The sequence below is a fragment of the Desulfococcus sp. genome (assembly GCF_041737845.1).
GTDB lineage: Bacteria > Desulfobacterota > Desulfobacteria > Desulfobacterales > Desulfococcaceae > Desulfococcus.
In genome coordinates this window covers 34611-48633 of sequence record NZ_JBGSQX010000107.1, presented here as the reverse complement: position 1 = coordinate 48633, position 14023 = coordinate 34611, and the positions used below count along the sequence as shown (strand labels likewise).

The window sequence follows — 14023 nt, the reverse complement described above, 5'->3', positions numbered from 1 at the left end:
TGTGCCGGATTATTCGATGATGCCCAGAACATCGTCTTCGCGCATGATCAGGTATTCTTCACCGTCCACCTTGACTTCCGTACCGGAATATTTTCCAAAAAGCACCCGATCCCCCACCTTGAGCTCGATGGCGATTCGTTTGCCGTCTTCGCCGATCTTGCCGTTGCCAACAGCAATCACCTTGCCTTCAGCGGGTTTTTCTTTGGCCGTGTCCGGAATGATGATTCCGCCCTTGGTCTTGTTTTCTTCCTCAACACGCTGAACCAGAATTCGATCCTGCAAGGGTTTCAACTTCATTGTTCATTCTCCTTTGGGTTTGGTCGTGGATTTAATATTAGTTAGGGATAATAGTATATTACAGAACCTGTAACAAAGCCCGACTCGCTTTCCTCAATTTTTGATGAAAACGATAATCACGCATTTTTTTTTGTAAAGAAAGATTCGAAAAATTTAAAGTGCGCCTGGATACCCGTCCGCCGCTACCCCCGCGGCCTGCGTTTCATCGCCTGATCCCTGAAGCGGGCGGCTGAAAGACCGCTCCATTTCAGGCGGACGTATCCGAAGAAGACGCCTTGGATGCATCGGACGCGGATGATTTGGCTTCACTTGTCTGGGGCTTGGGTGCTTCCGATTTGGCGTCGGACTTGGCCTTCTGCGCGTAATCCGTAACGTACCATCCGGAACCCTTGAGATGGAAGGTGCTGCTGGAAATCAATTTTTGAAGTCTCCCTGAACAGTGCCCACACGTGGCTAAAGGATCTTCAGATATTTTCTGCAAAACCTCCTCGACCTTTCCACATTGTTCGCACTTGTACTCGTAAATCGGCATTTCGTCGTGGCCTCCTCTTTTCTTGTTGCTCCAAAAAAGTTCCCGAAAAACACTTTGTTGCGCTGAAGCATGCCAAATATAGAGCACGTTTGGGGGATGTCAAGATTGCGGCATTTTTTTTCGGAGGGGCCAAAAAACAGGGGATCATCGAAGCATGTCCACCGGATCGCAATTCCCGCACCACCGGCGATAAAAGCGTAAGACCTCTTTTTTGCCGGGAACCTGAAGGTCCTCCAGAATTTCGCGGGTGTGCTGGTGGACGCGGATCTCTTCGGCCATCTTTTCATCATGGGAAGCATCAAAGCTCTGGAGGAATCTGCAGAATCGGACGATGTGGATCAGTTCGTGGGTTACGATATAGAGGCAGAAGGGGAACAGCGTGAGGCCGGCGGATTGCCCGATTGCCCTCAGAATGGCATGGTCCTGAAGGCAGATCTTATAGAAATCGTAGGTCGACGAGCCCAGGGCGGTGTCATCGCGCTTGGCTTCGTAACGGATGACCTGGGCAAATGGCCCCTCGACGATTTCATCCTCATGGAGGTGTTTCAGGGTCTTGATGTCGTAGCGCAACCGCTGCCACTGGGAGGCGGACATCTTATAATGATTGCTCACGAGATCCTCGGCCGTGGATACGGTATCGTTGACGAGCCGGAGCTCGTCCTGGTTGAACATGGCCAGGTGGCTTCGATCCACGGGCTGCTTCAGGGAAGACGTTTCCGTCATTGACTGGCTTCCAAATTAGCTGATAAAGTTGTGGACATCCGGTATGAATAAATGATAACAAAAATCGTTTAGCGTAAAAAAATACTGATGGAACAGGGGGTGATCTGTTGGGCAGTGTCATTAAAAAGCGTAGAAAGAAAATGCGAAAACATAAACATAGAAAACTGTTGGCTCGTACGCGACATCAGCGGAGAAAAGGCAAATAAACCCAGCCTTCGCCTGGCGGTAAGAATGGAAAAAGCACCCGACGTACGCCAGGTGCTTTTTCCATTTTTCAGGGGTGAGCCGGGTCGAGGTATCGCTTCAGGTATTTCAGGAAGTCGGAGTCCGTCGACATGATGATGGAGCTGTTCTGTTCCAGAGCAGTGCCGTAAACCTCCAGTGTCTGAACGAAAGAATAAAAATCGGGATCGATGCCGAATGCATCCGCATAGAGCTTGGTGGCCTCGGCATCCGCCCCTCCTTTGATTTCTTCCGCGGTCTTGTAGGCTTCGGAGGTGATCCGCTTCAGTTCCCGCTCCTTTTGACCCCGAATCTTCTGCGCCTCTCCCGTTCCCTCCGAGCGAATCTTCTCGGCAATCTGTTTTCGCTCGGCGATCATGCGGTTGTATACCGAATTTCTTACCGTATCCACATAGTCGATCCGCTTGATCTGGACGTCAACCAGCTCGATGCCGAATTGATCGACCTTGGGCTGTGCCTGCTTCAGGATGCCCTCGATCAGCTTTTTGCGGCCGATGGTGATCTCGGTCTGCTGTCGCTGTTTGCTCGCCTCCGCCCCCTGTTCCTGCCAGCCCGAATCCAGAGATGACAGCGGGCGGTTGCTCGTCCGCACCGCCTCGATCAGCCTGTAGGAGGTGATGGCGTTTCGGACGGCCGGGTCGATGATGTCGTTAAGCCGGCCGTTGGCGTTGAAAACGTCGGTGACGGACTGGAGAAATTTGATGGGATCGACGATCTTCCATCTCGCAAAGGAATCCACCCAGATGTAGGTTTTTTCCTTGGTGGGGATCTGTCCCGGATCGCCGTCCCACTGCATCAGGAGCTTCGGGAAGGAATTGGCCTGATCGACAAACGGCATCTTGAACTTCAGGCCGGGGGTGGTCTTGGCTTCGCCGATGATCTTGCCGAACCGGGTAATCACGACCTGTTCGCTCTCATCGACCACATAGGCGGAAGTGAACGCAATCATGGCGACCACCGCCACTGCCGCGATAATCAGATTTCTGGAGTTCATTTTACACCCCCGTCCTGTTTTCCTAAATTCAGCAAGGGAAGAACGTTCTTCTGGTCGTCATCCACGATGTATTTGTGTTCGAGTTTGGGGTAGAGTTCATTGATGGTTTCCAGGTAGAGCCGCCGGCGGGTGACATCCTTGGCCTTGGCATATTCTTCGTACAGCGCCGTGAACCGGGACGCGTCGCCCTTGGCCCGGTTGACTCGGTCCAGCGAGTATCCTTCGGCCGCCCGGATGGTTCTTTCCGCTTCGCCCTTGGCCGCCGGAATGGCCTTGTTGTAATCCTCCTTGGCCTGGTAGATCATCTGCTCCTTTTCCTGGGTCGCCTGGTTCACTTCGTTGAGGGAGGGCTGGACAGGCTCGGGAACGTCGGTTCTCTTCATCTCGACGGTGACGACCTGAATGCCCGTCTCGGCCTGGTCCAATTCCCGCTGGAGGGCCTCCTGGGAGGCAATGGCGATTTCATCCCGCTTGCTGATGATGTCGTCGATGCTCCGGTCGCCGACGACGAGACGCATGGAGGATTCGGACAGGTCCCGAAGGAGCTGCTGCACGTCCCTCACCTTGAACAGATAGTTGTAGGGATCTTTGATTCGGTACTGGACGATCCACGGAACGACGGCAACGTTCAGATCGCCGGTCAGCATGTGGCTGGCGGTGCTGGGGTCGCCACTGAATCGCGGCACTGCCGCCGATGCGCCTCCCCCGAATTCTTCGGTCTTGACCATCCGGACGTTGACCTTCCGCACTGTTTCGATGCCCATGGGCAGCTTGAACTGAAGCCCCGGCTGCGTGGTGCGGACGTAGCGGCCGAAGCGCTGAATCACGCCGACCTCGCTCGGTTTGACCGTGTAGAACATGGTCGATGCCAGGAAAAGAACCAGCCCGACGACAATGATCACCGGGCCGCCCGGAATTTTGATCGTGTTGAGTTTTTTCAGCAGGTCATCCATTTTTGGAGCGCCGTCGCCCCGTCGCTGCTGCTGCTCTTTGAGTTTTTCCCAGTCCCAGCTCATCTGATGGTTTACCTTTTGGGGTTGAATGGTTGTAATGAAAATGCGTTCATGACAGGGTTAATGGGTTAAGTACCATTAATTAAATTAAGGAATCAGGCCTATCAAGTCAAGCAAAAACGATTTGGGAGAGGAGAAGGCTCCCCCGGCCTCTGTTATGATCCATGGGCGCATTTCATCCTGCGGAAGGCCCTCGCAGCGCAATGTTTCGGCGCCTTCGGGGCGGATGACGTTTACCTCCTGGGCGGCGTGCCGGGGGGCACTGCTGTAGCCGATACATATGGATGCCGCAGCCAGAACCTCGTCTCTCGACGCGGGGCCGCACACCAGCACGACGGGCCCGGGGATGTGAACCGTCCGGATCAGCGTATCCTTGTCCGGGTCGTAGCGTCGAATGATGGCCTCATTGTCCTTCTGGTCCCGGCCGGTGACGATCTTGGTGCGGGGGCTGATGCGGAGGTGACGCCCATGCTTGAGAAGGTGAAGTTCGGCCTCCGTGCAGGTTTCCGCGTGGTCGAAGAGGTCCTGGAGGCGCGCGCAGTAGTTCTTTTCCGTCAGCAGACATCCGCCCGCCGGATTGGGGTAATCGGAGACATTGAACCGTTTGGCCAGGGCGATCTGGGGTTTCCGGGACCGGCCGGCAATGCCGTGGAGGGCCTCCCGGCGGATCCACCCGTTTATTTCGGGAATGGTTTCAGGGAGCCGCTGGGCGCTGAGGGGGCGCAGGATATATCCCTCGAAACCCGACTTTTTTTCGACGTATCGCAAGGAGGAGCGGGTCTGGGACATGGGGCGCTGACCCACGACCTCCCCGCTGAACAGAAAATCGAAACCGGCCGCCTGCAACATCTCTCCGGCCAATTGGAACATCAGGGCATGACAATCGAGGCAGGGATTCATATGTTGACCGTAACCGCATCGGGGGTCTCTGAGCATCTCCACATAGATCGGGGTGATGTTTCTGACCGTCAGGGGGATGCCCGTTGACTCGGAGGCTTTCCGTGCCTTGTCGGATGAGAAGAACGGGGTTTCGAAGCTGACCCAGGCCACGTCGATTCCCTGTTCCCGCAACACCAGGGCGGACAGGATGCTGTCCAGGCCGCCCGAGGAGAGGCCCAGTGCCCGGACTTTTTTTTGATGAAAAACCATGATACAGAAACCTTCCCGTGTCGATCAGACGCGCCCCCGCAAGGCGATTTGGCGATACCTTAAACAAGATTTTGAAAATATAATGAAAAACAAACAGCAAATCCTGCGGATATGTGAAATCCTAAGGAGCGCATATCCCGATGTCAAGACGCAGCTTCTGCACAGGAATCCATATGAGCTGCTGATTTCGACCATTTTGTCGGCCCAGTGCACCGACCGGCAGGTCAATGCCGTGACGCCGGCCCTGTTCACCGCCTTCCCGACCCCGGCGGCCCTGGCCGAGGCGCCTGTCCGCAAAATCGAAGGGTTTATCCGTTCCACGGGGTTTTTCCACAACAAGGCGAAGAACATCAAGGCCTGCGCCGCCGACCTTGCGACGCGGCACGGCGGCGTCGTCCCCGACCGCCTCGAAGCGCTCACGGCATTGCCCGGCGTGGGGCGAAAGACGGCCAACGTGGTGCGCAGCGCGGCCTTCGGACAGCGCGCGGTGGTCGTGGATACCCATGTGAAGCGGATTTCCCGCCGCCTCGGCCTGACCCGTCAGGAAGATCCGGTCAAGATCGAGTTTGAGCTGATGGAGACGGTCCCGGAAGCGGAGTGGAACGATCTGGGATTGCGCATGATCTATTTCGGGCGGCAGATCTGCCGGGCCAGAAAGCCGGACTGCCCCAACTGCCCCCTCTTCGATCTGTGCGATTATCCGGAGAAGACCGTTTGAGCCTGTCCGCCCGGCGGAGCCCTCGTCCGGGAAGAGCGACGGCATGGGGCATGCACCCTTTGCCTGCTTGGACGGACCCCTAACCCTGCAGAAATATCAGGCACATGTTTTCGATACTGAAAAGATTGTTTCGACGGCGGCGTCCGGAGGATCCCCGGAGCGCGCCCCATGAAGAGGCGCCCGTCCGTCCGGAAAAGGTCGAAGTCCGGCCGGTACCCCCGGCAGAAGAAGCCGACGCACTGTGCGAACCGGATGTGCCGCCACTCGGCGGCGCGCCGGAGCCGGGGCCTGCCCCCGGACGGCAGCCCGGGAAGCCCCCCGAAAACAGGCCAAAAGGGCGCAGCCTGCCGTCCTCCCGCAATCGCCACGGCATCCCCGTTTTCAAGCGGGACGCCGATATCCCCGCGCTGTTTGACATCCGGCGGGAAGTAAAGCCGGACGAGGCGGGAGACCCGCCCCGCGTCCCGCCGAAAGCGGCGCCCTCCCTCCGAAAGGGCCGGCGGATGCGGAACAGGCACGGCATCCCCCTGTTCGGAGAGAACACGGACTTCTCGATCCATTTCAAGGAGGCGCCGCCAAAGGCCCCGGAAGCTCGCGCGGGCGGGGGGAAGGGCGGGGAGGGCGGGAAGATGGATGGCGCCCGGCCGGAGCTTCGAAGCGACGACTTCAGGGACCTGCTGGAGTCTTCCCTCGCCGATAAAACCACGGAATTCCTTCTCCGTGAAAAAAACGGCGATTCGGCCGCCCGGATTTGCCTGACCCCGGAGCAGGCGATCCGAGGATATCCGCCTCCCCAGGAGGAACTCGACCTCCACGGCAAAACGTCCCAGGAGGCGATTGACGGCACCCGGGCGTTTGTGGAGAGATCGCGGTATCGGGGAAAGCGGACGCTTCTTATCATCGTTGGAAAAGGGCTCCACTCCGAGGGAAAGGCCATTTTACCGGATGTGGTTGAGGCGGAGTTGGTCCGCCTGAGGCAGGAGGGGAAGGTGCTGACCCACCGATGGGAACGGGGCGCCAAGCGGAAAAGCGGCGCCATTGTCGCCTACCTGAGTCCCATGTGACGGGGGGCTCGATGAACTGGGTCATGGAACACCGGCTCACGCCGGTGGGCGGCCGGCGGCTGGAAACGGTCCGGGTCCGCGTCAAATCCCCCCGGGGGCTGATCTTTGTGCCGCCGCTGATCGGTGGGGACGCGGCCCAGCAGGTCCGCTATTTCCGCCGGCTGATCCGCATGGGGTATGATTTCCTCTCGTTCAGCTATCCGGGGCATGGCCGCTCGACGGACCGTTTTTCCCACGCCGCGGCAGTGAGGAGCACGAAGGCGCTGCTCAGGCAGGTGGACCGGGAGAACCGAAGCGACGGTCTGCCCATGGCGGGGATCGCATGCTGTTACGGGGCCATACCGCTCATTTTCGGAAACAGCCGACTCGAATCCCCGCTGAAAAAGCTGGTGCTCATCAACGCCGTTTTCGACCTGAGCGCCAGGGCCGCCCTGACCTCTTTTTTGAGATACTGCCGTGAGATCCACGGCCGGCGAGGGGGCCTCCCGCCGTTCCGGGGGCTTCTCCAGCGTTACCTCGACTTCATGTTCCCCAACGTTCAGAAGAACCGGCATGCCTTCGGAAGTCTGCACCGACGCCGCATCCGCCTGTTCAGGACCTTCATGGACGTCCTGTTCTTAGAGCCGCTTGCGGCGGTCCGTCAGCACCGAACCCGGGCGCTTTGCCTGTACGGCCGGGAGGACAACATCCTGAGGCTTTACGGCGCAGGATATCCGGCATCCTACGAGGAGACGGTCCGGCGGATTTTCCCCGATGTGGCCTTCCAGCCCCTGCCCGGGGACCATTTTCTCTCCTGTCCCCGCACGCGCGACGAGACCCTGCTGCAGATCCGGTCCTTTTTCGAGCGTTAGCGGTTTCCGCCGACGTTTTTGCCAACTTTTAACACGTTCCTAACACGAATCTAACAAAAGGGCTTTACCATAGGTACGTTTGGATGGACGTGAATACGTTCATTCTGCAACCTCAGAAAACGATCCTTGTTCAACATCAAACGGGTGGCTCACCCAAGAAAAGCAACGGTTGGAGGAACAATCAAAAATGAAGAAGCAAAGCGGTCTGCTGGCCACGGTGTTGGGAATTGCGATGGTGTTTACCGTATCCGCAGCAACGGCGGGAAACATCGTCATGAAGGGCTCGACAACGGTGCTTCCCATCGCTCAGGAAGTTGCCGAAGCCTACATGAAGGAGAATCCGGACACCAAGATCACCCTCTCCGGCGGCGGTTCGGGTGACGGCATCAAGGCGATCATCGACGGCACCACCGATGTCGGCAACTCCTCCCGGTTCATCAAGGACAAGGAGGTGGCCTCCGCCCTTGAAAAGGGCGCCTACCCCGTGCCATTCGGCATCGCCTATGACTGCATCATCCCGGTCGTGCACCCGAGCAATTCGGTCGCCGACCTGACCCTGGCCCAACTGAAGGACCTCTACCAGGGCAAGATCCGCAATTGGAAAGAGATTGGCGGCCCCGACAAGGAGGTCGTGGTCATCTCCAGGGACACCTCCTCCGGAACCTATGAGGTGTGGGAGGAGAAGGTCATGAACAAGGAGCGGATCTATCCCGGCGCCCTGCTCCAGGCCTCCAACGGCGCGGTGGCGACGGGCGTCGCCAAGAACCCCAACGCCCTCGGATACATCGGGATCGGCTACCTGAACGACCAGGTCAAGCCCTTGACGGTGAACGGCATCGAGGGCACCAAAGAAACGACGCTGAACGGAAAATTCCCCATTTCCCGCGCGCTGTTCATGTTCACCCGCGGCTGGCCCACGGGGGAAACCGCCAAGTTCCTCAACTATGTCATGCACCCTGAAAAAGGTCAGAAGTTTGTTGAAAAGAGCGGCTACGTCCCCCTGTATTAAGATCCCATCCCAGAAGCCTTGTCCCCCATGATAAGGTCCGGAAGGGGCAGCTTCCGCGCTGCCCCTTTGCGCGTTTTGCCAAAGGATTTTCTTATGAAAACCAAGCGACAATCGGCTGAAAAGGTCATGCACCGGTTTTTCTTCTGCGTCGCAGGCGCCTCCATCGCCATCCTGTTGTTCATCATGGTCTTTCTCTTCATGGAAGGGCTGCCCATTTTCAAGATCGTGTCCGTAAGGGATTTCCTCTTCGGGCATTACTGGTATCCCACGTCCGATCCGGCCGACTTCGGCATCTTCCCGCTGATCATCGCATCCCTTTCCGTAACGGCGCTTTCGTCGGTGATCGCCATTCCCCTGGGGGTCATGACCGCCGTCTATCTGGCCGAGCTGGCCTCCAGGCGGGTGGCTGAAATCGTCAAGCCCATGGTCGAGCTTCTGGCGGCCCTGCCTTCCGTGGTCATCGGATTTTTCGGCATGGTGGTCGTGGCGCCTTTTCTTCAGAATGTCTTTGGGATCCCCACCGGCCTGAACCTGTTCAACTCCGCGATGATGCTGGCGTTCATGTCGATCCCCACCATCTGCAGCCTGTCCGAGGACGCCATCTACAGCGTTCCCTCCGTTCTCAAGGAAGGCTCCCTCGCCCTGGGCGCAACGCACTGGGAGACCATCCTGCGCGTCATCCTGCCGGCGTCCATATCCGGCATCAGCACCGCGGTCATTCTGGGGATGTCCCGGGCCATCGGCGAAACCATGGTGGTGCTCATGGTGGCCGGCGGCGCGGGGATGATCCCCGAATCGATCTTCAGCCCGGTGCGTCCCCTGCCCGCCAGCATCGCGGCGGAAATGGCGGAGGCCCCGTTTCGAAGCGACCATTACCATGCCCTGTTTGCCATCGGTATCGTTCTGTTTGTCTTCACGCTCCTGTTCAACCTGGTTGCCGATCAGATCGCTCACCGGTATCGCCAGGTGGGAGAGGCCTCTCTTTAGGGCGTTAATAGAGCAGCCATAGGAAATGGATAACATGGACATTACCAAGGATGAGTATGCCGAAAAACCGCTGAGCTTCGAAGACCCCGTGCGGAAGCGCGGGGAGGTATCGGTCATTCAGCGGGCCGTCGAAGCCGGATACCATCGGCGGAAGCGGATTGAAAAAGTGATCTTTGCCGGATTCAGGGGGGCGGCATTCATCAACGGCCTGGCCCTCTTCATCATCCTGTTTTTCATGTTGAAAAACGGCATCAGCGCCATCACCTGGGGATTCCTGACCGAGGTTCCGCGGGAGTCCATGACCCAGGGCGGCATTCTGCCATGCATCGTGGGCACGGCCCTCCTGGCCATAGGCGCCGTGGTCATCGCTCTGCCCGTCGGTGTGGCCTCGGCCGTCTACCTCAACGAGTACGCCACGCCCGGGCTCATCATTCGGATCATCCGCCTGGGCATCAACAACCTGGCCGGCATACCCTCGGTGGTCTTCGGACTTTTCGGCCTGGCCTTCTTTGTGATCTACCTGAAGATGGGCGTGAGCCTCGTCTCGGGATGCCTGACCCTGGCCGCCCTGAGCCTGCCCGTGATCATCGGCTCGACGGAGGAGGCCCTGAAGGCGGTGCCGGATACCTACCGCGAGGCCTCCCTGGGGCTCGGCGCCACCAAGTGGCAGACCATCTACCGCGTGGTGCTGCCGGCCTCGCTGCCGGGGATTCTCACGGGGGCCATCCTGGGCCTCAGCCGTGCCGCCGGTGAAACCGCGCCCATCATGTTCACGGCGGCGGTCTTCTACACCCCGGATCTGCCGGGATCGATCTTTGACGAGATCATGGCCCTGCCCTATCATATCTACGTGCTGGCAACGGCGGGAACCCATATCGAACAGACCCGGCACCTGCAGTACGGAACGGCCCTGGTCCTGATCGCCCTGGTGCTGGGCATGAACATGATCGCCATCGTGTGGCGCAGCCGCATGCGCAAAAAACTCAAATAATCCGGACGACGGATGATCCATCACAGGCGGAAGGTGCGGCGGGATGGCCAGGTCCGTCGGATGCGGGGCCGATGTGAAAAGGAAGCATTGCGATGTCTCCCAAGCTTAAGATAACGTCCAAGGAGTTGAATTTCTATTACGGGGATTTTCAGGCCCTCCATCAAGTGAACCTGAACTTTCAGGAATGTCAGGTGACCGCTCTCATCGGACCGTCCGGATGCGGGAAAAGCACCTTTTTACGTTGCCTCAACCGGATGAACGACCTCATCTCCATCAGCCGGGTTGAGGGAAAGATCATGCTCGACGATGCGGATATCTACGACCCGTCATTGGACGTGGTCATGCTCCGCCGACGGGTGGGAATGGTCTTTCAGAAGCCCAACCCCTTTCCCAAGAGCATCTTTGAGAATGCGGCCTACGGGCTCAGGGTCAACGGCATCCGGGACAAGGCCTTTCTCCAGAACCGGGTCGAGGAGAGCCTGAAGCGCGCCGCCCTGTGGGACGAGGTCAAAGACCGTCTCGACGACACCGCCCTGGGGCTTTCCGGCGGGCAGCAGCAGCGGCTCTGTATCGCAAGGGCCCTGGCCGTGGAGCCGGAGGTGCTCTTAATGGACGAACCGGCATCGGCCCTGGATCCCATTGCCACCCAGAAGATCGAGGACCTCATCCACGAGCTGAAGGCGCTCTATACGATCATCATCGTCACCCACAGCATGCAGCAGGCGGCACGGGTATCGGACATGACCGCTTTCTTTTACATGGGCAAACTGATCGAGGTCGGCGAGACGGATGCCATGTTCACCCGGCCGAAATTGAAACAAACCGAAGATTACATTACCGGCCGATTTGGTTGATGAAAAGGACGCGACATGCCCAAACATTTTCAGAAAGAATTGGAAAAATTGAAAAAGCGGGTACTGGGTCTCGGGGCTCAGGTGGAAGACCGCGTACGTCTGGCGGGAAGAGCCATCGAGTCCCGGGAAATATTCGATGCGGAACGGATCATCAAGTCGGATTACCTCATCGACGACGAGGAGGTCGAGATCGAGGAGGAGTGCCTCAAGATTCTGGCCCTGTACCAGCCGGTGGCGGTGGATCTCCGGTTTCTCGTCGCCACCATCAAGATCAACAGCGATCTGGAGAGAATCGCCGACGAGGCGACAAATATCGCCCATCGCCTGAAAAAGATCATGGAGTGCCACAACGGTTCCAAGATCCATTATGACTACAGCGACCAGGTCAATCGGGTCCGGGCCATGCTGAACAAGAGTCTGGATGCCATGATCAATCTGGATGTGGACCTGGCCTTCAAGGTGCTCCTTCTGGATGACGAGGTGGACGAGATCCATCACGAAATGTACCGGCGGGTCAAACAGGATATGCTCGCGGAGCCCGCCAATGTAGAATACCTCATGAACACGTTCCTGATCTCGCGGCATCTGGAGCGGATCGGCGACCATGTCACCAATATCGCCGAAGAGGTGATCTACCTGGTGGAAGGGGAGATCATCCGCCACAAGGACTATTGAGCTGAACCCCCAAGCGGATCCGGCCTGAAAGCGACGTGACGCATGCGGCGAATCGATGACCGCCCTACCAAGCACGGAAATAAACAGGAGGCAGACCGATGAGCGGTGATAAACTCTATCTCGAAGACCTGACTCAAGCCCAACTGGCAAATTTCTTCAGGAACCTGGCCGACCGGCTTTCCGGCGCGGCGCAGGATGCGGACGATTCTTCGGCCGCCGACTCGGTCGCGGCCCCGAATCCGGGCGAATTCAAGAAGCTTAAAATCAGCATCAAGGGGGATGCCGGCGGGTTCTCCCTGAAATGGAAATCGAAGGCGATGATCCGACGCGCCGATGCCGAAGGTGAGGGGATTGCCGCCCCGGCGGATGAACGCGAGGTCAAGTACAAAACGCTGAAAAAGCGGATGAAGGCGAATTTCAAGGCCGTTACCGAAAGCCTTGGGGCCGATGTGATGCCCGGCGAGGCGGCGGTGGCGGCCTTCCTTGAGGACTCCAGACTCATGACGACCTTTCCCGACAAGGGCGCCGAATTCTACGCCGATTACGAGAGGGCCTGCACGGATTTTTCCAGGGCCTTCGCGGCGGGTGACCTGGGCGCCTGCAAGGCAGCCGGCGTCACCCTCAATCAGCTCAAGAAAGACTGCCACGGCCGCTATAAATAACATATCGATATTAATTGGAAACCCATAAAACATGAAAAGAGCCGAATGCAAGCAGCGCGTGGAACCGATCTCGCTCATCCCCAACAATATCCCTGAGGAGATCACCGAGGAGGACCGGAAGTTTTTTTCAGAGGTGGTCTCCGTCGATCTGGATGACGCCCAGAGGGCACGCATCCTGAACCCTGAAATGACGTTTCCGAACCAGAAGGCGGTCCTCGCCGTGCACTGGCACCCCGAACATGTACCCCTCTCCCTCATCAACCGGCGGATCGACGCCATGTTTCCGGGCCGGGAACAGGAACTCATCATCCCGACCCAGCACAACGAACTGATGAGCTACGGCGATTACACGGGTGTCGAGGTGGACTGCTATTCCGCCGGCTTCAACCAGAAGGTTCAGCTCCTCCTCCATTTTGAAAACAGCCGCCTGTCCGAAGCCGGCGTTCTCAGGGGAATGCTCGACCACACCTTCAAATACCGGTCCTCCCAGCTTTTCGATTTTATCCACAGCATCACGAAGCCGGACGAGGAGCGGCTTTCCATGGCGGCCCGTCAGACCGGGGCGAGTGATGCCGTCATCTGCTTTGTGCAGGCCTACGTCAGGAAGATCGAAGCCCTGCTTGAGGAGCAGATCTCCCACATTTCTCCCCTGTCCATCAAAAACAAGTTGTTGAGAAACTTTTTCGACCGCCTGAGATCCACCTGCGGCGACGGTGTGATCGACCGGTGCCAGACCTTCCTCACCGAGGTCAAGCGGCTCGTCAAGCTGAGCTTCCCCAGCCACTATTTTTTCCGGACATCCGAGATTATCGAAGAGGCCCGTCACCTCAACGCCGGAATCGTGATCCCCCATCCTGAACAGTTCTGGCCGGTGCTGCTGGCGGGGTACGATGTGGACGGGGTCGAGGTCTGGAACCCCCAGTCCCACCGGTACACCGATTTTCTGGTGTCGGTCCTGAACGAAAAAAACCGCCTGGCGGGGCCTACCCGCAGACCCCTCCTGGTGTTCATGGGGGACGACACCCACATGGGCGAAAAGACCCGGAACATCATCGATCAGGATCCCGCAAAACGATCGCGGGAAATCGGGTATCAGCCGGCCTGGGAGGATTTGAATATCGGTAAAACGCTGATCAAAGCAGGCTGGAGCAGGGAGTCGGTCATCACCGAATACAAGGCCCGCCTGTCCGGATAATCCCATAGCCCCTGTTCCGCCGGGCGGCCCGTGCGTCGCGCGCCCGCATGGGCCGTGTCGAGAACC

The 14023-nt window shown here is 58.1% G+C and carries 17 protein-coding genes; 11 read left to right on the top strand and 6 right to left on the bottom strand.

What is annotated here, in order from left to right:
- Positions 1–9: 9 nt before the first annotated feature.
- From groES to ACEW8N_RS12290, 3 genes are all read right to left on the bottom strand, one after another.
- Entirely contained in the window at positions 10–297 is a 288-nt protein-coding gene (gene groES, locus ACEW8N_RS12300) for a co-chaperone GroES (protein ID WP_373500122.1), read from the bottom strand.
- Positions 298–544: 247 nt separating this feature from the next.
- A complete protein-coding gene (locus ACEW8N_RS12295; protein WP_373500121.1) occupies positions 545–829 on the bottom strand; it encodes an FmdB family zinc ribbon protein in 285 nt (94 codons plus the stop codon).
- Between the two features lie 144 nt (positions 830–973).
- On the bottom strand, positions 974–1552 hold the full coding sequence (locus ACEW8N_RS12290) for a hypothetical protein (RefSeq protein WP_373500120.1): 579 nt from the start codon (positions 1550–1552) through the stop codon (positions 974–976).
- Between the two features lie 107 nt (positions 1553–1659).
- On the opposite strand from ACEW8N_RS12290, the gene ACEW8N_RS12285 reads away from it, so the two are divergent.
- On the top strand, positions 1660–1758 hold the full coding sequence (locus tag ACEW8N_RS12285) for a 30S ribosomal protein bS22 (RefSeq protein ID WP_073474648.1): 99 nt from the start codon (positions 1660–1662) through the stop codon (positions 1756–1758).
- Between the two features lie 68 nt (positions 1759–1826).
- On the opposite strand, the gene hflC is transcribed toward ACEW8N_RS12285, so the two are convergent.
- From hflC to ACEW8N_RS12270, 3 genes are all read right to left on the bottom strand, one after another.
- Positions 1827–2789, bottom strand: a complete 963-nt coding sequence (gene hflC / locus ACEW8N_RS12280) for a protease modulator HflC (RefSeq protein ID WP_373500119.1) — start codon at positions 2787–2789, stop codon at positions 1827–1829.
- Positions 2786–3805 (bottom strand): FtsH protease activity modulator HflK, encoded by a 1020-nt coding sequence (gene hflK, locus ACEW8N_RS12275; protein WP_373500118.1) that lies wholly within the window; start codon positions 3803–3805, stop codon positions 2786–2788. The genes hflC and hflK overlap by 4 nt, the downstream gene beginning before the upstream one ends.
- A gap of 84 nt (positions 3806–3889) precedes the next feature.
- Positions 3890–4951: a tRNA 4-thiouridine(8) synthase ThiI gene (locus ACEW8N_RS12270; protein ID WP_373500117.1), complete on the bottom strand. Its 1062-nt coding sequence runs from the start codon at positions 4949–4951 to the stop codon at positions 3890–3892.
- A gap of 82 nt (positions 4952–5033) precedes the next feature.
- Here ACEW8N_RS12270 and nth point away from each other — a divergent pair, with 82 nt between their 5' ends.
- The 10 genes from nth to ACEW8N_RS12220 all read left to right on the top strand — a co-directional run bounded on the left by nth (position 5034) and on the right by ACEW8N_RS12220 (position 13957).
- A complete protein-coding gene (gene nth, locus ACEW8N_RS12265; RefSeq protein ID WP_373500116.1) occupies positions 5034–5669 on the top strand; it encodes an endonuclease III in 636 nt (211 codons plus the stop codon).
- 104 nt (positions 5670–5773) lie between these two features.
- A complete protein-coding gene (locus tag ACEW8N_RS12260; protein ID WP_373500115.1) occupies positions 5774–6733 on the top strand; it encodes a Smr/MutS family protein in 960 nt (319 codons plus the stop codon).
- A gap of 11 nt (positions 6734–6744) precedes the next feature.
- Positions 6745–7584: an alpha/beta fold hydrolase gene (locus tag ACEW8N_RS12255; RefSeq protein WP_373500114.1), complete on the top strand. Its 840-nt coding sequence runs from the start codon at positions 6745–6747 to the stop codon at positions 7582–7584.
- Positions 7585–7771: 187 nt separating this feature from the next.
- A complete protein-coding gene (locus ACEW8N_RS12250) occupies positions 7772–8593 on the top strand; it encodes a phosphate ABC transporter substrate-binding protein (protein ID WP_373500113.1) in 822 nt (273 codons plus the stop codon).
- 93 nt (positions 8594–8686) lie between these two features.
- Positions 8687–9580: a phosphate ABC transporter permease subunit PstC gene (gene pstC, locus ACEW8N_RS12245; protein WP_373500112.1), complete on the top strand. Its 894-nt coding sequence runs from the start codon at positions 8687–8689 to the stop codon at positions 9578–9580.
- 34 nt (positions 9581–9614) lie between these two features.
- On the top strand, positions 9615–10571 hold the full coding sequence (gene pstA, locus ACEW8N_RS12240) for a phosphate ABC transporter permease PstA (RefSeq protein ID WP_373500111.1): 957 nt from the start codon (positions 9615–9617) through the stop codon (positions 10569–10571).
- Positions 10572–10663: 92 nt separating this feature from the next.
- Entirely contained in the window at positions 10664–11425 is a 762-nt protein-coding gene (pstB, locus tag ACEW8N_RS12235) for a phosphate ABC transporter ATP-binding protein PstB (RefSeq protein WP_373500110.1), read from the top strand.
- A gap of 15 nt (positions 11426–11440) precedes the next feature.
- Complete coding sequence (phoU, locus tag ACEW8N_RS12230; RefSeq protein ID WP_373500109.1) at positions 11441–12100, top strand: phosphate signaling complex protein PhoU; 660 nt, start codon at positions 11441–11443, stop codon at positions 12098–12100.
- Between the two features lie 98 nt (positions 12101–12198).
- On the top strand, positions 12199–12762 hold the full coding sequence (locus ACEW8N_RS12225; protein WP_373500108.1) for a GAK system XXXCH domain-containing protein: 564 nt from the start codon (positions 12199–12201) through the stop codon (positions 12760–12762).
- A 31-nt stretch (positions 12763–12793) separates the two neighbouring features.
- The gene (locus tag ACEW8N_RS12220) at positions 12794–13957 is read left to right on the top strand and encodes a hypothetical protein (protein ID WP_373500107.1); all 1164 of its coding nucleotides are present in this window, start codon (positions 12794–12796) and stop codon (positions 13955–13957) included.
- The last annotated feature ends 66 nt before the right edge of the window (positions 13958–14023 follow it).